Source organism: Kitasatospora sp. GAS204B, from assembly GCF_029892155.1.
Classification (GTDB): domain Bacteria; phylum Actinomycetota; class Actinomycetes; order Streptomycetales; family Streptomycetaceae; genus Kitasatospora.
The window spans coordinates 19,683-43,156 of record NZ_JARZAG010000034.1 but is presented as its reverse complement, the minus strand read 5'-3'; the positions used below and the strand labels follow the sequence as shown (position 1 = coordinate 43,156).

At 71.1% G+C, this 23,474-nt stretch carries 22 protein-coding genes; 11 read left to right on the top strand and 11 right to left on the bottom strand.

The features are described 5' to 3' along the window. The first annotated feature begins 155 nt into the window (after positions 1 to 155). Positions 156 to 1,835 (top strand): D-alanyl-D-alanine carboxypeptidase/D-alanyl-D-alanine-endopeptidase, encoded by a 1,680-nt coding sequence (gene dacB, locus P3T41_RS32600; RefSeq protein WP_280694204.1) that lies wholly within the window; start codon positions 156 to 158, stop codon positions 1,833 to 1,835. Between the two features lie 343 nt (positions 1,836 to 2,178). On the opposite strand, the gene P3T41_RS32595 is transcribed toward dacB, so the two are convergent. The 3 genes from P3T41_RS32595 to P3T41_RS32585 form a co-directional block, all read right to left on the bottom strand. Continuing rightward, positions 2,179 to 3,333 carry a N(5)-(carboxyethyl)ornithine synthase gene (locus P3T41_RS32595; protein WP_280694203.1) on the bottom strand — a complete coding sequence of 385 codons (1,155 nt, stop codon included), beginning with the start codon at positions 3,331 to 3,333 and terminating at the stop codon, positions 2,179 to 2,181. Between the two features lie 79 nt (positions 3,334 to 3,412). Further along, complete coding sequence (locus tag P3T41_RS32590) at positions 3,413 to 4,693, bottom strand: RICIN domain-containing protein (protein WP_280694202.1); 1,281 nt, start codon at positions 4,691 to 4,693, stop codon at positions 3,413 to 3,415. Between the two features lie 227 nt (positions 4,694 to 4,920). Next, positions 4,921 to 5,736: an AraC family transcriptional regulator gene (locus P3T41_RS32585; protein WP_280694201.1), complete on the bottom strand. Its 816-nt coding sequence runs from the start codon at positions 5,734 to 5,736 to the stop codon at positions 4,921 to 4,923. Between the two features lie 139 nt (positions 5,737 to 5,875). On the opposite strand from P3T41_RS32585, the gene P3T41_RS32580 reads away from it, so the two are divergent. Further along, a complete protein-coding gene (locus P3T41_RS32580; RefSeq protein ID WP_280694200.1) occupies positions 5,876 to 6,262 on the top strand; it encodes a VOC family protein in 387 nt (128 codons plus the stop codon). A gap of 129 nt (positions 6,263 to 6,391) precedes the next feature. On the opposite strand, the gene P3T41_RS32575 is transcribed toward P3T41_RS32580, so the two are convergent. Both P3T41_RS32575 and P3T41_RS32570 read right to left on the bottom strand, forming a co-directional pair. Then, positions 6,392 to 7,138 carry an SDR family NAD(P)-dependent oxidoreductase gene (locus tag P3T41_RS32575; protein ID WP_280694199.1) on the bottom strand — a complete coding sequence of 249 codons (747 nt, stop codon included), beginning with the start codon at positions 7,136 to 7,138 and terminating at the stop codon, positions 6,392 to 6,394. Positions 7,139 to 7,336: 198 nt separating this feature from the next. Next, positions 7,337 to 8,236: a LysR family transcriptional regulator gene (locus P3T41_RS32570; RefSeq protein WP_280694198.1), complete on the bottom strand. Its 900-nt coding sequence runs from the start codon at positions 8,234 to 8,236 to the stop codon at positions 7,337 to 7,339. A 225-nt stretch (positions 8,237 to 8,461) separates the two neighbouring features. Between P3T41_RS32570 and P3T41_RS32565 the strand changes: the two genes are divergently transcribed. Next, on the top strand, positions 8,462 to 9,589 hold the full coding sequence (locus tag P3T41_RS32565; RefSeq protein ID WP_280694197.1) for an NADH:flavin oxidoreductase: 1,128 nt from the start codon (positions 8,462 to 8,464) through the stop codon (positions 9,587 to 9,589). Between the two features lie 81 nt (positions 9,590 to 9,670). Here the strand turns inward: P3T41_RS32565 and P3T41_RS32560 are convergent, their stop codons facing one another. Further along, a complete protein-coding gene (locus P3T41_RS32560; RefSeq protein WP_280694196.1) occupies positions 9,671 to 10,543 on the bottom strand; it encodes an aldo/keto reductase family oxidoreductase in 873 nt (290 codons plus the stop codon). Between the two features lie 139 nt (positions 10,544 to 10,682). Here P3T41_RS32560 and P3T41_RS32555 point away from each other — a divergent pair, with 139 nt between their 5' ends. The 7 genes from P3T41_RS32555 to P3T41_RS32525 all read left to right on the top strand — a co-directional run bounded on the left by P3T41_RS32555 (position 10,683) and on the right by P3T41_RS32525 (position 16,187). After that, on the top strand, positions 10,683 to 11,126 hold the full coding sequence (locus tag P3T41_RS32555; RefSeq protein WP_280694195.1) for a helix-turn-helix domain-containing protein: 444 nt from the start codon (positions 10,683 to 10,685) through the stop codon (positions 11,124 to 11,126). Positions 11,127 to 11,284: 158 nt separating this feature from the next. Continuing rightward, positions 11,285 to 11,965, top strand: coding sequence for a hypothetical protein (locus P3T41_RS32550; RefSeq protein ID WP_280694194.1), 681 nt, complete (start codon positions 11,285 to 11,287; stop codon positions 11,963 to 11,965). Between the two features lie 113 nt (positions 11,966 to 12,078). Continuing rightward, positions 12,079 to 13,077, top strand: a complete 999-nt coding sequence (locus P3T41_RS32545) for a DUF1996 domain-containing protein (RefSeq protein ID WP_280694192.1) — start codon at positions 12,079 to 12,081, stop codon at positions 13,075 to 13,077. 76 nt (positions 13,078 to 13,153) lie between these two features. Further along, positions 13,154 to 13,714 (top strand): sigma-70 family RNA polymerase sigma factor, encoded by a 561-nt coding sequence (locus P3T41_RS32540; RefSeq protein ID WP_280694191.1) that lies wholly within the window; start codon positions 13,154 to 13,156, stop codon positions 13,712 to 13,714. After that, positions 13,711 to 14,472: a zf-HC2 domain-containing protein gene (locus tag P3T41_RS32535; protein WP_280694190.1), complete on the top strand. Its 762-nt coding sequence runs from the start codon at positions 13,711 to 13,713 to the stop codon at positions 14,470 to 14,472. Before P3T41_RS32540 ends, P3T41_RS32535 begins: the two co-directional genes overlap by 4 nt. 160 nt (positions 14,473 to 14,632) lie before the next feature. Continuing rightward, positions 14,633 to 14,932: an SHOCT domain-containing protein gene (locus P3T41_RS32530; protein WP_280694189.1), complete on the top strand. Its 300-nt coding sequence runs from the start codon at positions 14,633 to 14,635 to the stop codon at positions 14,930 to 14,932. 127 nt (positions 14,933 to 15,059) lie between these two features. Further along, positions 15,060 to 16,187: a PLP-dependent cysteine synthase family protein gene (locus tag P3T41_RS32525; RefSeq protein WP_280694188.1), complete on the top strand. Its 1,128-nt coding sequence runs from the start codon at positions 15,060 to 15,062 to the stop codon at positions 16,185 to 16,187. A 7-nt stretch (positions 16,188 to 16,194) separates the two neighbouring features. On the opposite strand, the gene P3T41_RS32520 is transcribed toward P3T41_RS32525, so the two are convergent. Continuing rightward, on the bottom strand, positions 16,195 to 16,911 hold the full coding sequence (locus tag P3T41_RS32520; protein WP_280694187.1) for an alpha/beta hydrolase: 717 nt from the start codon (positions 16,909 to 16,911) through the stop codon (positions 16,195 to 16,197). Between the two features lie 175 nt (positions 16,912 to 17,086). Further along, a complete protein-coding gene (locus P3T41_RS32515) occupies positions 17,087 to 17,446 on the bottom strand; it encodes a UBP-type zinc finger domain-containing protein (protein ID WP_280694186.1) in 360 nt (119 codons plus the stop codon). A 135-nt stretch (positions 17,447 to 17,581) separates the two neighbouring features. On the opposite strand from P3T41_RS32515, the gene P3T41_RS32510 reads away from it, so the two are divergent. Further along, positions 17,582 to 18,175 (top strand): YceI family protein, encoded by a 594-nt coding sequence (locus P3T41_RS32510; protein ID WP_280694185.1) that lies wholly within the window; start codon positions 17,582 to 17,584, stop codon positions 18,173 to 18,175. Positions 18,176 to 18,181: 6 nt separating this feature from the next. Here the strand turns inward: P3T41_RS32510 and P3T41_RS32505 are convergent, their stop codons facing one another. From P3T41_RS32505 to P3T41_RS32495, 3 genes are all read right to left on the bottom strand, one after another. After that, entirely contained in the window at positions 18,182 to 19,684 is a 1,503-nt protein-coding gene (locus tag P3T41_RS32505; RefSeq protein ID WP_280694184.1) for a condensation domain-containing protein, read from the bottom strand. Positions 19,685 to 20,120: 436 nt separating this feature from the next. Continuing rightward, positions 20,121 to 20,936 carry a DeoR/GlpR family DNA-binding transcription regulator gene (locus P3T41_RS32500; protein ID WP_280694183.1) on the bottom strand — a complete coding sequence of 272 codons (816 nt, stop codon included), beginning with the start codon at positions 20,934 to 20,936 and terminating at the stop codon, positions 20,121 to 20,123. Positions 20,937 to 20,991: 55 nt separating this feature from the next. Beyond that, positions 20,992 to 23,409: a right-handed parallel beta-helix repeat-containing protein gene (locus P3T41_RS32495; protein ID WP_280694182.1), complete on the bottom strand. Its 2,418-nt coding sequence runs from the start codon at positions 23,407 to 23,409 to the stop codon at positions 20,992 to 20,994. Positions 23,410 to 23,474: the final 65 nt, after the last annotated feature.

The following is a 23,474-nucleotide window of genomic DNA, read 5'->3' as shown; positions in this document are numbered from 1 at the left end:
CATATGGGTGCCCACCTTCGACCAACCGAATGATTTTTCACACCCCTCACCGTCAGCACACCGCGCAGCAGCCCCGCCCCCGGAGTCCGCGCACCTACTGTGCGCCGTGACCGCCCTGCAAAACGGGGCTTCCGACTCCAGAAACGGCTGGGCGAATGAGATCAAGGATCCGTGGTCGGCTTCGGGCCTGGGCCACCGTCGGCGTCACGCTCGCGGTCGTGGCCGGTACTGCTGCCGCCGCACCTGCGGGGGACTCACACAGCGACCTCGGGCCCGACATCACGGCGATCATGAACAAGCCCGCGTACCAGCACGCGCAGTGGGGTCTGCTGGAGATCGACCCCCAGGACGGGCGGGTCATCCACTCCATGTACCCCGACCAGTTCTTCATGCCAGGCTCGACCATCAAGCTGATCACCATCTCCGGTGCCTGGCACGCCCTTGGCCCGGACCACCGCTTCACCACGCCGGTGAACGCGATCGGCCACATCGATGGATCGACCCTCACCGGGAACCTGGCGCTCGTCGCCCAGGGCGACCTCACCATGGGTGGCCGGACCAAGGCGGACGGGTCGGTCGACTTCACCCCCATCGACCACACCTATGCCGACGACGTCCCGGGCGCCACCCTCACGCCGGAGGACCCGCTCGCCGGCCTGGACCAGATCGCCCAGCAGGTCCGCGACTCGGGCATCACCACGGTCGACGGCGATGTCGTCATCGACCCGCGGCTGTTCACGCCCCCGCCGATCACCCCGCAGCCGACGCCGCTCATCATCAACGACAACGTCATCGACCTGCTGAGCACGCCGACCACCCCCGGGCAGCCCGCCCAGCTGAGCTGGCGCCCGCAGGTCGCGCCGTACCAGGTCACCTCCAACGTCCAGACGGTGGCGGCCGGCGGCACCACCGACATCCAGGTCGCCACATCCCCCGACGGCACGGCCATCACGCTCTCCGGCACGATCGCCGCCGACGCCCAGCCCACCCTGAAGAACTCCCAGATCCAGGACCCCAACGCCTTCGGCCGCACAGCCCTGATCGAGGCGCTGGGCCGCGCCGGAGTCACCGTCACCGCCCCACCGACCGGGCCCAACCCGGACAGCACGCTGCCCACCTCGTACAGCGGTGATCCCCAGGTGGCCGCCTACGTCTCACCGCCGTACCGCGACTACGCCAAGCTGATCCTGAACGTCAGCCACAACCTGGGCGCCAACCTGGCCCTGTGCAACATCGCCGTGAACATCGGCAGCACGAACTGCTTCGACGCCTTCCCGGTCATCCACGACTTCCTCGCCCAGACCGCGAACGTCGACCCGACCCAGTTCCAGATGGCGGACGGACGCGGCGACGTCCCCGTCGACCGCGTCACGCCCACCGGGCTCAACCAGCTGCTCGCCTACTGGCTGCGCACCCCCGACGCGGACGCGTTCCGCACCTCACTGCCGATCCTCGGGGTGTCCGGCACCGGCGCTCTCTACTGCACCACCGACTGCCCGGCCAAGGGCAAGGTCTTCGCCAAGCCCGGCACCATCATCGGCGGCGACCTGCTCAACCAGGGGATCGCCATCAACGCGCAGACGTACGCGGGCTACCTGCAGGCCGACGACGGCCACCTCTACACCTTCTTCATCGGCGTCAACGGCGCGGCGGCACCGACCATCCAGGGATTCTTCGACACCAACGACGACGTCGACCAGATCGCCGTCATCCTCCAGCAGAAGGCATGCGCGGAACGCGACGCCGCCCGCTCGCAGCACAACGGCGTCAGGTCCGCGAGACGGCCCCTCTCCCGGATCATCCGACCATCATCAGGGAGGGCACCGACTAGGTGACGGCCGGGCGGTCGGGTGCGAGGGAAGACCGAATGAGGCTCCCCGGCGGTTGAGCGAACTGTCTCGCCTCTCAACCAACCGTCCAGGGAGTCTTGTTGGTCGCCAGGTCCAAGGCGGCCGACGCCGGGTGCAGTTCGGTCGTCCGCGATCTTCCAAACCACGTGAGCGACCGCCGACATGCTTGCCCGTGGCAACCGTGACGAACGGGATTTGGTCGGCGGCCGTCACTCGCATGACCCGTCCAGCACCGTCCGGAGCCAAGCAGCTCGAAGGCCCCGACCGCTTCTGCGGTCGAGGCCTTCGAGCGTTGCCGGCCGCAGCGATGACAGCCGACCGGAAGTGGCTACACCTTGAGGTGGGGGTAGTTCGGGGACCGGTGCTGGAAGGCCAGCACGGCGGGGTTCTGGATGGCACCTTCGCGGATCTCGATGGCACGACGGATGGTCTCGTCCGCCTCCCAGCTGCTGGGACCGTCGAGGACCGAGCGCAAGTGCGGGATCAGCGCCTCACTGTTCTCCCAGGTGGCGGCGTTCCACAGGTAGGAGGGGCTGTGGTCCACGCCGTAGTAGTGCACGTTGTCGCCGACGGTGAACATCGGGTCGGTGAAGGTCGTCGGCCGTGCCCAGCTGAATCCCATGCCCTCGTCGCAGGAGACATCGATGACGAGGGTGCCCGGCGCCAGCGTGTCGAGGTCCTCGTCGACCAGGAAGGTCAGCGGTGCCCCGGTGTCCTGGAGGACGCAGTTGACGATGATGTCGTGCCCTGAGAGGAACTCCGCCAGTGGGATCCGGCCTTCGTCGGTCAGGGCGTGGCTACGGCGGGGGTCGGAGGTACCGTCCGCCTCGTCGTGATCGAACTGGACGATTCGAGCGGAGTGGATCGGTGAGCTGACGGCGGTCACGCCACGCGCGGTGAGCACGTCGACGTTGTGCACGCCCAGGGAATTCAACGCCGTGACGGCCCCGCGGGCCGTCGCGCCGAAGCCGATCACGACCGCGCGCAACCGTCGGCCGTAGTCACCGGTCGAACCCCGCAGCTGCATGGCGTGCAGCACCGAGGCGTACCCGGCAAGCTCGTTGTTCTTGTGGAAGACGTGCAGGTTGAACGAGCCGTCCCTGGTCCAGTGGTTCATCGCCTCGAAAGCGATGAGCGTCAGCCGACGGTCGATGGCCGTCTGGGTGATCCTCTCCTCCTGGACGCAGTGCGGCCAGCCCCACAGGACCTGCCCCTCGCGCAGCTCGGCGACATCCTCCGGCATCGGCTTGGCCAGCAGGACGACATCGCACTGTGCGATGAGCTCCGTCCGTGGGAGCAACCCGGCGACGAGGGGGGCCAGTTGCTCGTCGGAGACACCGAACTTCTCTCCGTAGCCCAGCTCGAGGTGGATGCGTCCACGGAGGTCGAGGTCAATCCGCTCGAAGTGCGCGGGATGGATCGGCAGTCGATGCTCGTTTTCCTTGCGTGACTGCGCCATGATTCCGAGATTGAGTTGGTGCAAAGTGCCCCTTTGATTGATTCAGGTGTAGCACGTCGCACCTAATCGCGAGTAGCGCAGCCAGTTGCCCAGAGGCCGGCTCCTACTGGAGCTTCCACTGCTGGTTCCAGGCGTTGTTGCAGGTCCAGACGCCCAGGGCCTTGGCGTCCTCGTCGTAGGTCAGGCAGTCCTGGTCGGTGATCCGGATCTGGTACTGGCCGCCGCCCTGGCTGACGAGCTGCCACTTCTGCTCGCCGGCGCCGGTCCACGGTTTGGCGTCGGCGTCGTAGGTCTTGGTGTTCTCGGTCAGCGCGAGGCCGGACACGGCACTGGTGATCTCGTAGCGGCCGTCGCCCACCGAGGTGAACTGCCAACCGGAGTTCTTGGCACCGCTGTTGCCAGCGAGGATCGAGGGACCCGAGGCGGACCCGGTGACGACCGGGCCCTGGCCGGTCTTCACCTTGGGGTAGACCAGACCGGCGATGGTGCCACCACCACCGCTACCGCCACCCTGGTGCGCCGGGATGCCGGGGGTGGGGTTGCCGCCCACGTTGACGCCCGGGGTCGTACCGGGGTTGGCGGGGATGCCGGGGGTGGGGTTGCCGCCCACGTTGACGCCGGGGGTAGTGCCGGGGTTGGCGGGGATGCCGGGGGTGGGGTTGCCGCCCACGTTGACGCCCGGGGTCGTACCGGGGTTGGCGGGGATGCTCGGGGTCGCGGGGGTGCCGGTGTTGGGGTCGCCCGCGTTGGCCGCCGGCGTCGTGATCTCGCGGGCGGGGAAGTGGATGATCCGCTGGCTGTCGGTACAGGTGATCCGCACGCACGGCCTGCTGTTGGTCACGGTCCGGTCGGAGTCGTTGCCGACGAACGCCCAGTTCCCGTAGCCGCCGTCACCGTTGTTGGTGAAGGTCGAGTCACCCGAGAAGACCCAGATCCGGAAGTCGTCGTAACCGGTCGGGCCGCCCTCCGAGTCGTGGTGCTCCAGCTTGACGGTGGTGTCGACCAGCACCCCGTTCATGTCCGCCACGTAGGGGTTGTGGAACACGGGGCCGCTGCTGTAGAGGTCGGTTCCGTCGTACTTGAACACCATGATGTTGTAACCGGGTGCCGCAGCGCTCAGCTGGCCGGCCATCCCCTGGGTGAATGCTGCGTTGTCGGCCTGCGCGGTGAGGGCCGCGCTGCGGAAGCCTCCGATCATGGCACCGATCGAGTTGATCAGGGCCGAGTCGCAGTTGCCACCGCCCACGCTGTCCTGCCCTGAGCAGTCGTAGGCCGAAGCCTGCTGCGGCACGGCCATCAGCCCGGTCACGGCCAGGGCCGACAGGAGAGTGCCGGCGGCGACGCGTTGGGTGAGCGTGGTCGTCCGACGGGAGGAAGCGCGCATGCTGAAGTGCCCCGATCATTCGGTGTGGTGACGTTCGTCTGCGGAGGAGAGACGGTTCTTCGGAGGCTAGGGCCGCTCACAGCTCCCGCCCAGCGGCCTTGACGGCTCCCTGACGGAGTGCGGTGATCTTCTGCCCGTCCGGGCAACCGCGACCTGCGGGCCCGAGCTGGGACTCGCACTCGTCGTTCTCCGTCTCGGTCGGCCGCACCCAGCCGAGCTGGGCCCGGTCAGGGTGCGGACGCCAGGAGCCGTCGCACCGCCGTCGGCGTGTGGCCCAGGTGCTGGCGCATCGTCCGGGTCAGATGGGCCTGGTCGGCGTAACCGAGGTCGGCGGCGAGGGTGCTGAGACTCCGTTCGCCGGCCGCCAGGCGGTCGAGGGCCCTGCCGATCCGGACGCGGTGGCGGTAGCGAGTCACCGACACACCGAGTTCGTGCGGGAACGCCCGGCTCAGCCGGTAGGGAGAGACGCCGAGCAACTCGGCCAGCGAGAACAGCGTGTCGGAGGCCGGGTCTCCTTCGATGATCGCCTCGCGGGCGGCTGTCACGAGGCCCGGGTCGGGTCGGGCGCACGCTGCGGTGATCGGTGTTCGTCCGGTCACCGTCCGGCCGATGGCGGTCGACAGGCGAGCCAGCAGCTCCTCGGAGAGCGCGTAGTCGACATCACCCAGGTCCGCGGCGGCGAGCAGCCGGCGGTGGGCCAGGTCCAGGCGCGGGTCGACGTAGACCGTGTGCGCGACCGGGCCCGCGACGTCCCCGGCCAGGGAGCGCCACAGCTTCGGCGTCACGCTGATCGCGGTGCAGACATCGCCGCCGGCGGGATGGGCGAAGCACTCCTCCTCGCCCGGGGCCCCCACGTAGGCCAGGGTCGCGTCGATGTCGGCGGGCACGCCGGCGGCCATCCTGCGGAACCGGCCTCGGCGCACGAGCACCACGCGGTAGTCGCTGCGGACTTCCGGCATCGACCAGCGAGCGTGGTCGTCGCGGCAGGCCACCGCGCTGATGCCGAAGTCGGGACACGTGGCGACAGGAACGGCGGTGAGCACCCGTCGAACGCTACGTGGCGGGTCTGACAGCCGCGCAAGGATGTTCAAGACGCCGGCCTGCCGCCGAAAGCATGCTGGCGACGTGCGAGGGGCCGTTCCCTTCGTGCTTCGCCAGTACCGACATTCAGGAGTCATCGGCATGCCCGTTCTCAAGCAGCTCAGCACTGTCGTCCTCGACTGCGCAGATCCGGTCGCGCTCGCCGCGTTCTACCAGAAGGCCACCGGGTGGGAAATCACCTGCAGCGAGCAGGACTTCGTGTCGCTGGGCGACGGCGACAGCACCCCGGTCCAGCTCGCCTTCGTCCGCGTCGAGGGTTACCGGGCGCCGGGCTGGCCCGACGGCGCCAAGTACGTGCACCTCGACTTCACCGTCACCGACCTGGACGGCGCGACCGAGGAACTGCTCGGCTTCGGAGCTTCCCGGCCCGAGTTCCAGCCGGGCGACGGCGGGTGGGTCGTCCTCACCGACCCGGAGGGCCACCCGTTCTGTCTCGCCGCCGACACTTCCGACACCACCGGCAACTGAGCACCCCTCAGGGAGGAGAGCGACCCGTGGCATCGGGTCGCTCCGCCGGTGCTCACCGGTGCTCACCGGTGCTCGCCGTGGTCTGCGTGGGGCTCGTACGCTCCCACGCAGGCCGCGGCGAGGGGGGTGTCAGACGGCGATGCGTCCGCCGTCGACCGGCAGCACGGCACCATGCACGAAGCTGGACCGGTCGGTGGCCAGGTAGACGATGGCCTCGGCCACCTCCTGTGCGGTTCCCGGTCGGTGGGCCGGGGCCTGGGCGGCGAGGGCGTCCAGGGCTTCGGGCATCCCGGCGGTTCCCTCGGTCGCGGTGGGGCCCGGACTGACCGCGTTCACCCGCACTCCGCGCGGGCCGAACTCCGCCGCCCATGCCTTCGTCAGCAGGACCAGGGCGGCCTTGCTCGACCCGTACAGGCTCATGCCGTCCGCGCCGTACTCCGCGACCATCGTGGTGACGTTGACGATCGCGCCACGACCGCGCTCGGCCATGGCGGGGGCGAGCTCGGCGACCAGGAAGTACGGCGCCTTCACGTTCAGCCCGTACACCGCGTCGAAGTCGGCCTCGGTGACGTCGGCGGTCGGTCCGAACGGGAAGGCGCCGGCGTTGTTGACCAGGACGTCGATCTGCCCGACGAGCGCACTGGCCTGCCGGGCCAGCGCGCGGGCGGAAGCCTCGCCCCGCAGGTCGGCCGCTACGAAGTGACCCGCACCGCCGGCCGCCTCGATCTCCTGGACGACCCTCTTGCCGCGCTCGACATCGCGGCCCGACACCACGACGGTCGCTCCGAGCCCGGCGAGCGCCAGCGCGGTCGCCCGGCCGATACCGCTGGTCCCGCCTGTGACCAGCACCGAAGTACCAGAAAGCTCTGACATCACTACCCGCTCCCAGCTCTGTGTGTGCCCGTGAAGGGCCTGCCGGCCCAGCCGCTCCGTAGCGGTGGCGACTCGACCCGGGAGATGTAAGGCGCAGAGCTGCCGAGCACTTCCCCAGCGGTCAGACGCCCGGCCTATACCCCTCATAACTGCCACTTTGAGGTCGCTGACCTGGCTTTCACCGCCCCACGGCTGCCAGGCTCAGGCCTCCTGGGGCTGCTCCAGGGCCGCGATCAGGTGGCCGAGGTCGCGCCGGTGCGAGCCGGCGGGCCAGACCGCCCACGTGCGCCGCACGAGGGGGTGGCCGACCAGCGGCGACCAGGTGACGGTCGCGGGCAGGGGTTGGGACCAGTCAGGGGGAGCGAGGGTGAAGGCCCGGCCGGCGCCGACGGCGGCGAGTTTCACCTCGGCGATCAGGGACTGTCCCGTGGGGGGCTCGGGCCCGAGGTCGATGCCGTGGCTGCGCAGGATGGCGGTGAGGGCGTCGTACCAGGCGGGACTGCCGGAACGCGGGAAGCCGACCCAGTCCAGTCCGGTGAGGGCGTCCAGGCGGATCCCGTCCGGCCCGGCGAGCTTGGCGGCCAACTCCGTGGCCAGCAGCACGCCGAGGCGCTCCGCTACGACGAGCATCGCGTCGAGGTCCTGCCCGGTGGGGCGTTCGCGCAGCAGGCCGAGGTCGAGTTCGCCGCTGCGCAGCGCGGTGAGCTGGTCGGACGTCGACAGGTGGCGGGCCAGGACCCGGGTGACGGGATAGGCGTCGGCGAGGTCGGCCAGGGCGTGGGAGAGCAGCTCGGTGGGCAGTTCCAGCGGGATACCGATGCGCAGGACGCTGCCGCCGGCCGCGGTGTGGGCGGCCATGGCGGCCACGGCCCGGCCGTGGCGGGCCAGTACGGCACGGGCCTCGGTCAGCAGGGTCAGTCCGGCGTCGGTGGGCTGGACTCCGGTGCTGCTGCGGACCAGCAGCTGAACACCGAACTCGCGCTCGAGGCCGACCACGGTCTGGGACAGCGCCGGCTGGCTGATGTGCAGCCGGCGCGCCGCCGCGGACAGGCCGCCCTCCTCGACGACCGCCACGAACGCACGCATCTCCCGCAGTTCCATGCGTCCATCGCATCACGGCTGCCACGACCGGCGCCATCACCGCCGGGTGCACCTCCCGCTCCGTCTCCGGCTGCGGCAGCGCGAAACCCCTGGCGCGAGGCGCGTGTCCGGGATCACAGGGCGGTTCGCCACCTGGGCGAAATGCCGCGACCGCCGGAACGGTTGGCACCTGCACGCGTTCAATGCACGCGTGCACACCGTCTGGCACCTCCGAGGAGCACCCCCGTGACCGTCCCCGCGTCCTCCGTCTCCCGCTCGGCCGAGATCCTCTCCCGGCCGGTCGCGCTGAACGGCCTGACCGTCCCGAACCGCATCGTGATGGCTCCGATGACGCGCATGTTCTCCCCGGGCGGCGTCCCGGGTGAGGACGTGCGGTCGTACTACGCCCGTCGCGCCGCCGCAGGTGTGGGCCTGATCGTCACCGAGGGGACCTACGTCGGCCACGAGTCGGCCGGGCAGAGCGACCGGGTGCCGCGGTTCCACGGGGAGGAGCAGCTGGCCGGGTGGGCGAAGGTCGCCGAGGACGTGCACGCGGCGGGCGGCACGATCGTGCCGCAGCTGTGGCACATCGGCATGGTGCGCAAGCAGGGCGAGCCGCCCTACGCCGACGCCCCGGCCGTCGGCCCCTCCGGCATCCGCGTCGACGGCACCGAGGGCGCCGGCACGGCGATGACCCGGAGCGATCTGGACGACGTCATCGGCGCGTTCGCCGAGGCCGCCGCGGACGCCGAGCGCATCGGCTTCGACGGTGTCGAGCTGCACGGCGCCCACGGCTACCTCATCGACCAGTTCCTGTGGGCGGGGACGAACCGCCGCACCGACGCCTACGGCGGCGACTCCGTGGCCCGGACGAAGTTCGCGGCGGAGATCGTGGCCGCGGTCCGCGAGCGCGTCTCGGCCGAGTTCCCGGTGATCTTCCGCTACTCGCAGTGGAAGCAGGAGGCCTACGACGCCAGGCTCGCCGAGACCCCCGAGGAGCTGGAGGCGATCCTGGCCCCGCTCGTCGCGGCCGGCGTCGACGCCTTCCACGCCTCCACCCGCCGCTACTGGCTCCCGGAGTTCGAGGGCTCGGACCTGAACCTGGCGGGCTGGACCAAGAAGCTCACCGGCAAGCCCACCATCACCGTCGGTTCGGTCGGCCTCGACGGAGACTTCCTCCGCGGCTTCCAGGGCGAGGGCGCCCCGGTCCTGGGCATCGACAACCTCCTCGACCGCATGGAGCGCGACGAGTTCGACCTGGTCGCCGTCGGCCGCGCCCTGCTCCAGGACCCGCACTGGGCGGCGAAGGTGCTGGGGGAGCGGTTCGAGGAGCTGGCGCCGTACGACGCGGCGGCGCTGAAGACGCTGAGCTAGCGCCGGAAGCGGCCTGTCCGCACGGTGGGAAGCGTCGTCATGCTCTTCGTAGGGCATGACGGCGCTTCGTCATGACACGCGTTAGCGGCCGATCCTGTCCAGCTCGGCGAGTTCCTCGTCGGAGAGCGTGAGTCCCGCGCCGGCGACGTTCTCGCGCAGGTGCGCCGTCGACGAGGTGCCGGGGATCAGCAGGATGTTCGGCGACCGCCGCAGCAGCCAGGCCAGGGCGACCGACATCGGAGTCGTGTCCAAGCGGGCGGCTACGGTCGAGAGCGCCGAGGACTGCAGCGGGTTGAAGCCGCCGAGCGGGAAGAAGGGCACGTAGGCGACGCCCGCTGCGGCGAGCCTGTCGATCAACTCGTCGTCTTGGCGGTAGGCGAGGTTGTACAGGTTCTGCACGCACACGATCGGCGCGATCGCCTGCGCCTCGGCGACCTGTTGCGCCGTCGCGTTGCTCACGCCGAGGTGCCGGATCAGGCCCTGCCGCTGGAGTTCGACGAGCGTCTCGAACGGCTCGGCGAGCGAGCCGGGTTGGGGCCCCTGGGCGTTGCCGATCCGGAGGTTGACCAGGTCCAGCACCTCGAGGCCGAGGGCTTCGAGGTTCTCGTGGACGGAGCGGCGCAGGCTTTCCGGGTCTCGGGCCAGGGGCCAGCCGCCCTGCGGGTCGCGGGTCGCGCCGACCTTGGTCACGATGTGCAGCGATTCGGGGTATGGGTGCAGCGCTTCGCGGATCAGCTGGTTGGTGATGCTCGGCCCGTAGGCGTTGCTGGTGTCGATGTGGGTGATTCCGAGGTCGACGGCCGCACGGAGGACGGCGAGTGCTCCGTCGTGGTCGGCGGGCGGCCCCATGACCCCGGGGCCGGCGAGTTGCATGGCGCCGTAGCCGAACCGGGTGACGGTCAGGTCGCCCAGGGTCCAGGCGCCACCGGGAAGCGAAGTGGAGAGCGTGCTCATGCCGCTGCCTCTCGTGCTTTCGTGTTGGGCTGGATAGTGGTGCCCAACGGTTCCTTGCACCACTATGGATAGGCAGCTTCCTGACGGGAAGTAGGCACTCCGGAGTGCGTAAGCCACCCACGGGTGAGGGGAGCGGGCGATGGCGACGATGACGGCGGCCCAGAAGAGGGCGCAGACCAAGGCGGAATATGACGCTTTTCTGGCGGCATGCCCCAGCCGCAAGCTGCTCGACCGGATCTCCGACAAGTGGGTCACGCTGATCCTGGCCGCGCTGGGCAGCGACGGCTCGCACCAGCCAGGCATCGACTGCGCCGGTGAGCCCCGCTCGATGCGCTACTCGGAGCTGTCCCGCCTGCTGGCCGGCGTCAGCCAGAAGATGCTCACTCAGACGCTGCGCTCGCTGGAGCGTGACGGGCTCATCACCCGCACCGCGACGCCGACCGTGCCCGTCACGGTCTGCTACGAGCTGACCGACCTCGGCCTCTCATTGCACCAGATGATGCGCGGCCTCAAGTCCTGGGCCGAGATGAACATGGACGACGTGCTCGCCAACCGCGCGACGTACGACACCCGCGTGCTCTGAACCAAAGAGTGGGGGCGTCACCGACCGCGCCGAGGGCCGGGGCCGAAATATCTCCGACGAACGTTGAACTCCTCCTGAGCCGCGTGCGTGTTGAGGGTGCGAGCGTCACGAAGACGCACAGAGCGCCTCAAACCACCTCTCTTCTGGGGGAATTCGCCATGCCCAAGCTCACCGACCGCCGCATGCTCACCGGCCGCCGCCTGCTCGCCGCCTCCGGCATCTGCGTCCTGGCCCTTGCCGTCAGCGCCTGCGGCAGTAGTGCGAGCAGCAGCCACACCAGCGGCAACGGTGCGGCGGCCGCGCCCGGCCCCGTCGCGGCCAACGCCCCCGCCACCACGCCTGCCGCCCCCGCCACGCCCGGTGCCGGTGCCGGTGCGTCGGTCCAGCTCGTCGCGGTGAACTCCGCGCAGCTGGGCCCGATCGTGACGGACGCGGCCGGGCGCACCCTGTACCGCTTCGACAAGGACACCAACAAGCCGTCCGCCACCAACTGCACCGACGCCTGCGCGGTGAAGTGGCCGCCCGCCACCGTCGCGGACAAGGTGGAGGTCAACGGCGTCAGTTCGGCGCTGGTCGGCAGCGTCACCCGGCCTGACGGCAGCAAGCAGCTGACGCTGAACGGCTGGCCGCTGTACCGCTTCGCCGGTGACAGCGCGGCCGGCCAGGTCAACGGGCAGGGTGTGGGCGGCACTTGGTTCGCGAGCACGCCGGAGGGCAAGAAGGCCCAGAGCGCCGGACCGGGCTCCGCACCGGCGGCCGTCCCCAACTCCTCGCAGAGCAGCGGCTATTCGGGCGCTAACTCGGGCAGTGGCTCGGGTGGCTACTCGGGCGGTTACTGACGGATGGCCGTCAGCCGGCGGGCCTGCCATCCGGCCGGGCCCGCCGGCTGACCAGCGGTTCGCGCCCCGCGATCGCCTTGCTTCCCGGGCAGGCCCTGGACAGACTGTCGCAGGTGAACCAGCTCCGCCACCACCCGTCGTTCGGACGCGCCGCACTGCCGACCGGCATCCTGCTCTGCCTGGTGCTGGGGCTGTCCCTGCTCTTCGTGCGCCTGTGGCCGACCGGCTCCCCAGGTTCCCAAGGTTCCCCGGGCTCCACCGACTTCGTCCCGATCGCGGCCGTGGCCACCCAACGGGCCGCCACCCCACCCGGACCGCAGGCGTCCACCGGCTCGTACCGCGAGGACTGCGGTCGCAACCAGGACGGGCACCGCAACGCCGACAACCTGGTGATCTCACCGGGGGTCGTCGGCGGCGCCCACCACGTGCACGACTACGTGGGCAACCTCTCCACCGACGCGCTGTCCACCGACGCGAGCCTGGCCGCCGCCGGGACGAGCTGCGCCGACGGCGACCGGTCCAGCTACTTCTGGCCGGTGCTGCGCCGCACCGACCGGAGCCTGCGCACGGACGGCGAGCACGGCAACCTGGGGGAGATCCTCACGCCGCAGGCGGTGTCGATCGAGTTCCTCGGCAACCCGTGGAGCCAGGTCGTCCCGATGCCCCGCTTCCTGCGGCTGCTGGAGGGGGACCCGACGGCAGCCACCGACGGCGGGGAGCAGGCCCGGGCGCAGTGGGGCTGCGCGGGCTTCCCCGGCCGGTCGACCAGCCGCTACCCGCTCTGCCCGGCCGGCGATCTGCTGACCCGCACCTTCGACTTCCCCAACTGCTGGGACGGGCGAAGCACCGACACGCCGGACCATCGCACCCAGGCGGTGTTCCCGGGCGGTTCGGGCGCCTGCCCGCACGACACCTTCCCGATCCCCCACCTACAGGTGACGGTGAGTTACCAGCCGCCGCCGGGCCAGGCGTTCGCCCTGGACGCCTTCCCGGAACAGCGGCACAGCCCGGTCACCGACCACGGCCTGTTCATCGACGTGATGAGCGACCAGCAGATGGCCGCCGTGGTGGCCTGCCTGAACCAGGACCGCGCCTGTGGTGACGACCGTTGAATCCGTTGAACGCGTTGAACCCGTCGGCCGCGCCGTACGTGCCTGCTTTGACGGATCCCGACGGAGGAGTGGGCGGATGGCAGGGGCACGATCCAGCGCCCGGTACGGTGCGGCTGACGAGGCGTTGATCCGGACGCTCTACGAGGAACACGGCGGCGCGCTGCTCGCCTACGCGATCCGGTTGACCGGTGACCGGGCGGCCGCGGAGGACGTGGTGCAGGAGACCCTGATCCGCGCCTGGCGGCACCCGGAGGCGCTGACCGAGGCTCGTGGCTCGGTCAGGGGCTGGCTGCTGACGGTGGAACGCAACCTGATCACCGACCGGTTCCGCGCCAGGGCCGCCCGGCCGCCGGAGGTCGCCGAGGTGTCCGAGGCGCTGGCGACGGTGCCGGTGGAGCGCGACCACGCCGACACGGTCGTCGAGTCCATGGCGATGATGGAGGCGCTGGAGCAACTCTCCGCCGACCACCGGGCGGTGCTGCACTCCATCTACTTCCAGGGGCAGTCGGTCGCCGAGGCCGCCGAGCAACTGGGCGTACCCGCGGGAACGGTCAAGTCCCGGGCGCACTACGCGCTACGGGCGCTGAAACAGTCGTACACGGGCAGGCCCAACGGGTGGAAGGGAGCGGTGGCATGAGCAGCGAGCAGCGGGAGCAGCGGGAGCACGGACACGAGCAGAGCGTGGAGTCGCTGGGTGCCTACGCTCTGGGCGCGTTGGAGCCGGCGGAGGCGGCGTCGCTGGAACGGCACCTGCTGAACTGCGAGTCCTGCCGGAACGAGGTGGCCGACATGCGGGATCTCGAGCGGATGCTGGGCGAGGTGCCGCCCGAACTGTTCGTGGACGGGCGCCCCGAGGGCGGTGACCTGCTGCTGCAGCGCACCTTGCGTCAGGCCCGCGCCGAGCGGGGGTCACAGCAGCGGCGGCGCTGGGTGCTGGCCGGTGCGGCCGCCGCGGTCGCGGCCGCGGCGGTGCTGGGTGGCGGTGTCCTGCTGGGCCGGAGCACGGCGCCCACCTCGCAGGCCGTCGCGATCGGCCCCGGGGCGTCGGTCAACCCGGTCCCGTCGAGCAGCGTCTCCCCGCCGCCGCCCGGCACCAGGACGGCCTCGGCGACGGACCCCGCGACGGGCGCGCGGATGACCCTCACCATGACCCCGGCGGCCGGCTGGGTGCGGGTCAGCGCGGCGGTCACCGGGATTCCCGCCGGCCAGCGCTGCCACCTGGTGGTCCACAGCGGTGGCGGGGCGAGCACCGAGGCGGGCAGCTGGCTGGTCTCCACGGTCGGTGCCACCGCCGGCACCACCCTGGACGGATCGGCACTGGTCGCACCAGCGGACGTCACGTCCGTGTCGGTGGTGAACGACTCGGGCCAGACGTTCGTCACCGTCCCGCTGTGAGGGCCACGGGACTCCCGCCGGAGCACCCCGCCCCGCCCGGATACTCCCCGCGCGGTACGCCAGGTGCCGCCGCCCGCACGACGCGCCGACCCACCCCCGCGCGGGACGCTCAAGGGAACGGACCCGGTAGGGCCGGGTCGAACCCGAGGAGATGGACCTGATGAACGCGACGACGGCGACAGCCCTGCTGGCCGACGACCACTGGCACGGCGGCCCGTGGTTCCTGCTCTTCCCGCTGATCTGGCTGCTCCTCCTGGTCTTCGTCTTCGCGACCCTGCGCCGCACCGCCTGGCGCCGCGGCTGGCGGGGCCCTCACGGCCCCTGGGCCAACGGCGGCTCGCAGGCCTCGCCGCTGGCGGTGCTGGGGGAGCGGTACGCGCGCGGGGAGATCGACGAGGACGAGTACCGGGCACGGAAGGCGACGCTGACGGAGGACGAGCGGGGGGACGGGGGGAAGTAGGCGGCGTCCTCGGCCCCCACACGTGGGGGCCGAGGACGATCCCTACGACCCACCGTGGTGCCGCACAAGCTCCGATAAGCGGAACCTGTAGCTACCGAAACGATTACTTTCCGTTACAATCGATCCCATGGAAACCCTGGATGTCGACCGCTCCGACGCCGCCTACCGCGCCTGGCTCAAGGAGGCGGTCCGCCGTGTGCAGGCCGACGCCAACCGCTCGGCCGACACGCACCTGCTGCGCTTCCCGCTGCCAGCCGAGTGGGGGATCGACCTGTATCTCAAGGACGAGTCCACCCATCCCACCGGCAGCCTGAAGCACCGATTGGCCCGTTCGCTCTTCCTCTACGGGCTGTGCAACGGGTGGGTCCGGCCCGGCAAGCCGGTGATCGAGGCGTCCAGTGGTTCCACGGCGGTCTCCGAGGCGTACTTCGCGAAGCTGATCGGGGTGCCGTTCATCGCGGTGATGGCCAAGACCACCAGCCAGGCGAAGATCGACCTGATCGAGTTCCACGGCGGCAGCTGCCACCTGGTGGACGATCCCAGCGAGGTCTACGAGACCTCGAGTCGGCTCGCCGCCGAGACCGGTGGGCACTACATGGACCAGTTCACCTACGCCGAGCGGGCCACCGACTGGCGCGGCAACAACAACATCGCGGAGTCGATCTTCGCCCAGCTGCGCCTGGAGCCGCACCCCGAGCCGGCCTGGATCGTGGCGACGGCCGGCACCGGCGGCACCTCGGCGACCATCGCGCGCTACGTGCGGTACCAGCAGTACGACACCCGGATCTGCGTGGCCGACCCGGAGAACTCGTGCTTCTTCGACGGCTGGGTCAACCACGACCCGGAGGCGGTCTGTGAGCGCGGTTCGCGGATCGAGGGGATCGGTCGGCCGCGGATGGAGCCCAGCTTCGTGCCAGGGGCGATCGACCGGATGATGCGGGTTCCTGACGCCGCGTCGATCGCCGCGATCCGGGTGCTGGAGCGGGTGCTCGGCAAGCGCGCGGGGGCCTCCAGCGGTACCGGGCTGTGGAGCGCGCTCGCCATCGTGGCGGAGATGCGCGGGCGGGGCGAGCGCGGCAGCGTGGTCACCCTGATCTGCGATCCGGGTGACCGGTACCTGGACAAGTACTACGCCGACTCCTGGGTCGCCGCCCAGGGCCTGGACCTCGGCCCCTACGAGCGGGACCTGGAGGCGTTCCTGAGCGGGGCGAGCGGTGCTCGGCTGACTCGTCCGGGTGCTGCCGGGTCTGTCTGAACGACTGTCAGACCTGCGTGGCGGCGCGGGCGATGTCGCCGAGGAGGGCGGCCAGTTCGGCGGGCGCGGACAGGAAGGGGGAGTGGCCGGTGTCGAGTCGTTCGACGCGGGTGGCACGTGCGGACATCTGCTCCTGCCGCGCGGGCGGGAGTGCCTGGTCACGTTCGCAGACCACGTAGGTGGAGGGCACGGTCCGCCATGCCGCACGGGTCACCGGCTGCTGGAACGACCGCACGCTCTGCTCGACGAGCCGGCCGACGGCGTGCTCGGCCTGGTCGTCGGGCAGGTCCCCGTACAGCGAGGCGCGGGGGTCGTCGAAGATCCCGGGGTTGGTGCGGGTGAGGTCCTCTTCCTCGGGCCCGGAGATGGCGTGGCCGTGGACGCCGCCGAGCGAGTCGCCCTCCGCCGGCAGGTAGGCCGCGAGGTACACCAGGTGGGCGATGTCCGCCTGCTCGACGGCCGCCTGGGTGACCGGGAAGCCGCCGTACGAGTGGGCGACGACGACCACTGGGCCTTCCAGCTGCCGCAGCTGCGCCGTTATCTCCTCGGCGTCGTCGTACATGCCGGCGGTGGGCGTGCGCTGCGGGCCGGCGCTGGGCAGATCGACCGTGTGGGACCGCCAGCCGCCGGCTGCGAGGGCCTCCCGCAGAGCGGTCCAGCAAGTGGACCGGTGCCAGGCGCCGTGGACGAGGAGGAAGGACGGGCGGACCGGGGCGGTCGACATGCTGCTGCTCCTGGTGGCGTGACGAACTGAACGGCCTAACCGGTGGGCCGCTCCAGCGAGTCTGGGCCGCCTGCGGCGATTCAGTAAGTCGGAGCCCTTTTTGTGCGCGGATCCGACATCCTGGGCGCCAGGAAGACGAATCTCGACACATTCACCCCCGCCCCCGGGTGGCGCTCTAGTGCAGCAACTCCTGCCAGTTGGCGGGGACCTTGCCCCGCGGGCCCGGCGTCGGCTGGTCGGCAGGATGGGAGGTCGGCGGACTCAGCGGCGGGCCCTCGTAGTACTCGCCGGTCTCCACGTTCCAGAACCAGTCCTCGCCGGGTTCGAAGCTGGTCAGGAAGGGGTGTCCGGTCGAGCGCGCGTGGTTCGTCGCGTGCTGGCCGGGTGACGAGTCGCAGCAGCCGATGTGCCCGCAGGCCGCGCACCGGCGCAGGTGCAGCCACCACCCCTGACCGTCACCGCCCAGGCACTCCGCGCAGCCGTCGCCGCTCGGTGTGGCGCTCGGGTCGATGCCCGGGATCCGGTACTCCGTCATCGCTGCCTCCTCGGTCCTCGGCCGTCCTCACCAGCCTGACCCGGCGGGAGAATTGGTGCCAGCCCGGCGGCGCGCGAGGCCGCCCGTCCGCGGCCTACGCTGGGATGCAGGGGGCAGAGCTGCCTGGGAGCTGCGATGGCGACGGCAAGATGGTTCTTCGAGCCCAGCCACACCGGCGCGGAGTTCCGCGCCAGACACATGATGGTCACCTACGTGCGCGGTCAGTTCAAGAACGTGCACGGCTTCCTGGAGGTCGACCCGGAGGAGCCGGAGAAAGCCGTGGTCGAGGCGACGATCGACGCGACCCAGGTCTACACCGGCGCGCCCGAGCGTGACGCACACCTGCGCAGCGCCGACTTCTTCGACGTCGAGCACCACCCGACCTGGAGGTTCGTCGGGTCGCGAGTCCACCAGGTGAGCGCGAGCGGGTTCGAGGTCACCGGCGATCTCACCATCCGCGGCGTGACGCGACCCGTCGTCCTGGAGGTGAGCTATCTGGGCCAGTGGGACACGCCCTGGTGGGAGGGTGAGCAGAACCTCGGACCCAGGCGGCGTGCCGGGTTCACGGCCAAGACCCGGATCAACCGTCACGACTTCGGCGTGAGTTGGAACGACGGCCTCGACCGGGGCGGCGTGGTGGTCAGCGACACGGTCGACGTCGCGATCGACATCGAGGCCGTCCTCGAATCCCCCGGGACGACGGCTTCTTCGTCCTCGCCGCCGGCCTGACCGCAGTCAGCGCACGGCCCGGACACCCCCGGCGGTGAGCGGTTGGCCAGGCTCGGGGACGCGCACGGGAGCGGGCCGCGACGGCACCGTGTCGTCCGCCGGCGCGGTGGCGCGCGCGGCCACGCCTTCTCGCGCCACCGAGACGATGAGTTCCCGCAGCCGCTCGACGTACAACCGCATGTTCTTGTCCGCGACGCCGGTGTCCGGATAGCGGCAGGCGAACTGCAGGCCCTCGTGGAGCCTGGTGATCCACGCGCACACCTGGTCGCCGTACGAAACCCGCAGCAGCGAGTACGCCTTCAGGTCCTGCCAGCGCTCCGCTCCGGGGATGCCGCGCGCGTCGACGAACGAGACGATCGAGTACAGGTCCGGAGATGTGGGCCGGAAGTCGGAGCCCAGCAGCTGGAGCACACGGGCGATGGGCATCCTGGACAGCGGACGGTTCTCGCGCAGCGCCGCGCGCACCGTCTCCAACGCGCTGTCGAAATCGGGCGTCCGCGCTACGGGAACCTCGATCGGCGCGCCGCCCACGTACCAGCCCACCGAGTCCGTCCACTGGGAACGCGCCCTGGTGTGGAAGGGCACGACGGTGCGGTACACCTGCTGCCCGGCGTCCTCGCGGACGATGAGAGCGGTGGCCGCGAGGACGCCGCTCAAGCTCCCGCCGTACGGGCGGCAGTACGCCTCGAAGGCCGCCGCATCCGAGGCGTCCACCAGCATCTCGTGCATGAACTTCTGGGTCGGCAGCGGCCCTTCGGGGTCGAGACCGAGGTCGAGGGGGAAGTTCGGCAGCTTCCCGTCACACCGGTTGACGAACTCCCGCCAGCGAGTGACGATCGCGTGCGTGTCGTCGATCTGATCAGCGCTCGCGCGCTCGGTCGCGCAGAAATCGACGTAACTGGCGACCGGTGCCCCGTCCACGGCGCGGCCGTCGAGGCCGGCCGCGTAGAGTTCGTGAATCTCCGCGGTGATCCGCTGGAGCGAGTACGCGTCGACGTTGGTGTGGTCGAACGCCATGTAGACACTCGTGCTGTCGTCCCGGACGGCAGCGGCGAAGATGAAGTTCGGCCAGCTGAGCGCGTCCGCCGCGAGATCGAAGCGGTCCTGTAGGTACTGGGTCAGCCTCGCCGCGTCGGGGAAGTCGCCGATGTCCTCGCGGTGCAGCACGACGGCATCGGCATCCAGCGTGAAGCGTCGCATCTCGTCGCCGACCCAGCGCAACCCGCTGCGCAGCGTCTCGTGTCGAAGCGTCCAGGCCCGCAGCGCGCCTTCGAGGACGTCGAGATCGACCCGTCCCGGGATGTCGAACGCGGTGCCGAGCCAGGTCGGTACGAACAAGCCGGCTTGGCGTACCGCCCGCGCTGTTCGAACGTGGGCCTCCTGTACGTACGCGGGCGGGCGGGAATCGTCCGGCAGACCGGTCGCGACCTCGACGGCCGTCGGATGCAGGGTCCACTCGACGAGACGTCCGGGCCGGATCTCGCAACGCTGGATGTCGGTCACTCGCACGAGGTCTCCGTTCGCATGCCCCGGGACACGGACGGGGTGGGGGCGGACACAGGTGAGCGCGAGGTAGCGGCCGTCGGCCGCGCCGGGAGGTGTCACCGCCACGCGGGTCGCCGTCGATCCACGCCCGGAGGGCATCGCTCAACGGCACAACCAGCCCAACGATCGGATGATCCCGGAGAAACGCCCAGACCGATTCGGGCTGACCTCGCCGGTCCACCACCGGACGGGGGCGCGGCGCCCTGGCCAAGCCCACCGAACGGGCCGCGGCGCCCTGGGGCCTCTCTTACGGATCTTGCCGGGCGCGCGACGCCGGGCATCCCGCCTGGACGCACCGGCGAATCATCCAAGTACGACCCAGTACGAGGACGATCCGCCGGCACGCCCAGCCGGGCGCCCACCGCCGCGCGCTGATCCGACAAGATCCGTAAGAGAGGCCCTAGCCGAGCCCACCGGACGGGGCCAGCACCAGCTCCCGCACCTGCTCCCGAGCCGCCTCGCCCGCCTCGGGCGACAGCGCCGCGTCGGTGACCCAGGTGTCCACCTCGGCCAGCTCGGCGAAGGTCGACAGGCCGACCACGCCCCACTTGGTGTGGTCGGCCACCACCACGACCCGGCGGGCCGAGGCCACGAAGTTCCGGTTGGTCTCCGCCTCGGCCAGGTTCGGGGTGGAGAGCCCGGCCTCGGGGGAGAGGCCGTGGGTGCCGAGGAAGAGCAGGTCGAAGTGGAGCGAGCGGATCGCCCGGTCCGCGACGGGGCCGACCAGCGAGTCCGAGGGGGTGCGCACCCCGCCGGTCAGCACCACGGTGGTGCCGGTCCCCTCGCCCTGGCGCTGGGCCCGCTCGAAGACGTCGGCGACCCGGACCGAGTTGGTCACCACGGTCAGCGGGCCGATCGTCACCAGGTGCTGGGCCAGCGCGAAGGTCGTGGTCCCGCCGGAGAGCGCGATCGCGCTGCCCGGCGTCACCAGCGCGGCGGCCGCCCGGGCGATCTCCTCCTTGGCCGAGAGCTCGAGGGTCGACTTCGCCTCGAAGCCCGGCTCATGGGTGCGGGCCTCCTCGACCGGCACCGCGCCGCCGTGCACCTTCTCGATCGCGCCGACCTTGGCCAGCGCGTCCAGGTCCCGGCGGATCGTCATGTCCGACACGTTCAGCCGTCGGGTCAACTCGTTGACCCGCACTCCGCCGCGCCGTCGTACTTCGTCCAGGATCAGCGCCCGGCGCTGCTCGGCGAGCAGGTTGCTGTTGTCGGCCACGTACGCCGCCCCGCCTTTCGTCGTTCCGTTCTTATAGTCATCCTGCCACGTCGGCTCACCCGCGCGGGAGCGGCAGGTCGGCGGGAACCAGGAGTTGGAGGTCCTCGGTGGACGGGTCCGGCAGCTGGGCCACCCGCATCGCGTGGCGCTCGATCATCGTCTCGAAGACCTGCCGGGCGGTGCGGCCGTTGCCGAAGCTGGGGCCGCGGTGCAGGGTGGCGAAGTGGCCGAGCAGCGCCTGCTCGGTGGCCTCGGCCAGCTGGTACTCGTGTTCCACGGCCTGGGTGCGGGCGATCGCCAGCAACTCGGCGTCGGTGTAGTCGGGGAACGCGATGGTGCGTGAGAAGCGCGACGAGACACCGGGGTTGGAGCTGAGGAAGCGCTCCATCTCGGCCGTGTAGCCGGCCACGATCACCACCACCTCGTCGCGGTGATCCTCCATCAGTTTCACCAGGGTGTCGATCGCCTCCCGGCCGAAGTCCCGGGCGCCGTCCTCGGGGGCCAGCGTGTAGGCCTCGTCGATGAACAGCACCCCGCCCCTGGCCTGGTCGAAGGCGGCCTGGGTGCGGATCGCGGTGGAGCCGATGTGCTCGCCGACCAGGTCCACCCGGGCCACCTCGACCAGGTGGCCGCGCTGCAGCACCCCGAGTGAGGCCAGGATCTCGCCGTAGAGCCGGGCCACCGTGGTCTTGCCGGTGCCGGGGGAGCCGGTGAAGACCAGGTGGCGGCGGAGCGAGGGCGCCTTCAGCCCGGCCTGCCGGCGCCGGCGGCCGACCGAGATCAGGTCGATCAGGGTCCGCACCTCCTGCTTCACGGTGGCCAGCCCGATCAGCGCGTCCAGCTCGGCCAGCGCCTCGTCGGCCGGGCGGCAGTCCGGGATCGGCGCGATCTGCGGCGGGGCGACGAGCGCGGGGGACGAGGTCAGCTGCGCGGTGCGCGGGCCCGGCACGTTCTCCGCCGGCGCGGGCGCGGCAGCGGACCTGGCCGGGGCGGTGCTCGCGGCTGCCACGTCGTCCGAGGTGCAGGCCTCCACCACCGGGCCCGGCTCGGCGAACTCGAAGCCGGCCCGCCCGTTCTGCTCGGCCCGGCAGCGGGTCAGCGCGGTGCGGCAGCCGTCGATCACATGGAAGCCGAAGCCCTTGCCCTGCACCGCCCGGCAGTCCTCGAAACTGCCCCGGCCCTGCGCCGAGACGTACACCGCCGCTTCGGTGCTGCCGCGCACCACGCAGTCGCGCAGCACCGGATCGGCGCCTTTGGTGACGATCACACCGGTGGCCACGTCCGAGATCTCACAGTCCGTCAGCAGTCCGCCGCTGCCGTGGTCGCGGAACCAGAGCCCGGTGCCCGCCGAGCGCACCTTGCAGCGCTCCAGCGCCACGCTCGCGCCCGAGCTGACCGAGACGGCCGAGCTGCGGATCTCGCTGAACGAGGTGTCGGCGACGGTGGCCCGGGAGTCCCGGTCCAGCACGAAGAGCGCGTCCGGCAGGTTGTGCAGGGTGCAGTCGGTCAGGGCCAGTCGGGCGCCGTCGCTGACCCAGATCGCCGGGTAGTCGCCGGTGCTGTCCTCGATCACGCAGCTGGTCGCGGTGGCGCTGGTTCCGGTGTCCCAGACCGAGAGCGCGCCGCGGCCGAAGGCCCGCACGGTGCTGCGCTCCAGCGTCAGGGTGGCCCGGTCGCGCAGGTCGGCGGCGTTCTCCGGCAGCTCGTGCAGCCGGCAGTCGACCAGGTGCAACTCGGCCTCGGTGTCCAGGGTCAGGCCGTTGCCGGTGACCCGGTGCACCGAGCAGTCGGTCAGCCGGCCCACCGCCCTGGCCTCGGCCTGCACGCCGCTGCCCTTGATCTCGTACAGCTCGCAGCCGGTCAGCTCGGCCAGGGTGCCCGGGTCGGTGAGCAGCACCCCCGCGCCCACCGTGTGGTGCAGCCGGCAGCGGTTCAACCGGGCGGTGGCGCCTTCCAGCACCGCCAGGCCGGCCTGCCCGGCCTCGGTGATCTCGCACTCCTCGAACCGCGCGGTGGCGCCGCCGCGCAGCCGCAGGCCAAGGCCCGACGGATTGCTGACGGTGCATCCGGTCAGCCGTGCCTCGGCCTGGTCGGCCACCTCCACGCCGACCGCCGAGTGGGTGTCCACCCGGCAGCCGATCAAGGTGGCGTCCGCCTCCGGGCCCTCGATCCGCACGGCGGCGGCCGAGCTGTTGAAGCCCTCGATCACCAGGTCGCGCACGGTGGCGGCGGCGGTCACGGTGAGCGGCACACCGGCGGGCGGGTCGATCCGCACGGTGCCGGGGCCCTCGGCGGGCAGTAGCGTGACCGCCTTGTCGAGCAGCACGTTCTCCCGGAACACGCCGGGACGCACCGTGACCGTGTCGCCGGGCTCGGCGGCGGCCAGCGCCTCGGCCAGCGTCTGGTACTCCCCGGCGCGACGCCGCCAGCGCGAGCCGCTGTCCTGCGTGACCCGGACCCTGTGCTCACTCATGACGGTGCTCACTCATGACGCTGCGTCGTCCCGCCTTCCACTGCTCCTGCCGTGCGCCTCACCGT

Bases quoted from the DNA above. Each gene is read 5' to 3' on its own strand.
- P3T41_RS32555 (WP_280694195.1), top strand. From the start codon at position 10,683: ATGGCGACGATGACGGCGGCCCAGAAGAGGGCGCAGACCAAGGCGGAA.
- P3T41_RS32520 (WP_280694187.1), bottom strand. From the start codon at position 16,911: ATGTCGACCGCCCCGGTCCGCCCGTCCTTCCTCCTCGTCCACGGCGCC.
- P3T41_RS32590 (WP_280694202.1), bottom strand. From the start codon at position 4,693: ATGCGCGCTTCCTCCCGTCGGACGACCACGCTCACCCAACGCGTCGCC.
- P3T41_RS32525 (WP_280694188.1), top strand. From the start codon at position 15,060: ATGGAAACCCTGGATGTCGACCGCTCCGACGCCGCCTACCGCGCCTGG.
- P3T41_RS32570 (WP_280694198.1), bottom strand. From the start codon at position 8,236: ATGGAACTGCGGGAGATGCGTGCGTTCGTGGCGGTCGTCGAGGAGGGC.
- P3T41_RS32530 (WP_280694189.1), top strand. From the start codon at position 14,633: ATGAACGCGACGACGGCGACAGCCCTGCTGGCCGACGACCACTGGCAC.
- P3T41_RS32580 (WP_280694200.1), top strand. From the start codon at position 5,876: ATGCCCGTTCTCAAGCAGCTCAGCACTGTCGTCCTCGACTGCGCAGAT.
- P3T41_RS32495 (WP_280694182.1), bottom strand. From the start codon at position 23,409: ATGAGTGAGCACAGGGTCCGGGTCACGCAGGACAGCGGCTCGCGCTGG.
- P3T41_RS32560 (WP_280694196.1), bottom strand. From the start codon at position 10,543: ATGAGCACGCTCTCCACTTCGCTTCCCGGTGGCGCCTGGACCCTGGGC.
- P3T41_RS32510 (WP_280694185.1), top strand. From the start codon at position 17,582: ATGGCGACGGCAAGATGGTTCTTCGAGCCCAGCCACACCGGCGCGGAG.
- P3T41_RS32550 (WP_280694194.1), top strand. From the start codon at position 11,285: ATGCCCAAGCTCACCGACCGCCGCATGCTCACCGGCCGCCGCCTGCTC.
- P3T41_RS32535 (WP_280694190.1), top strand. From the start codon at position 13,711: ATGAGCAGCGAGCAGCGGGAGCAGCGGGAGCACGGACACGAGCAGAGC.
- P3T41_RS32515 (WP_280694186.1), bottom strand. From the start codon at position 17,446: ATGACGGAGTACCGGATCCCGGGCATCGACCCGAGCGCCACACCGAGC.
- dacB (WP_280694204.1), top strand. From the start codon at position 156: ATGAGATCAAGGATCCGTGGTCGGCTTCGGGCCTGGGCCACCGTCGGC.
- P3T41_RS32540 (WP_280694191.1), top strand. From the start codon at position 13,154: ATGGCAGGGGCACGATCCAGCGCCCGGTACGGTGCGGCTGACGAGGCG.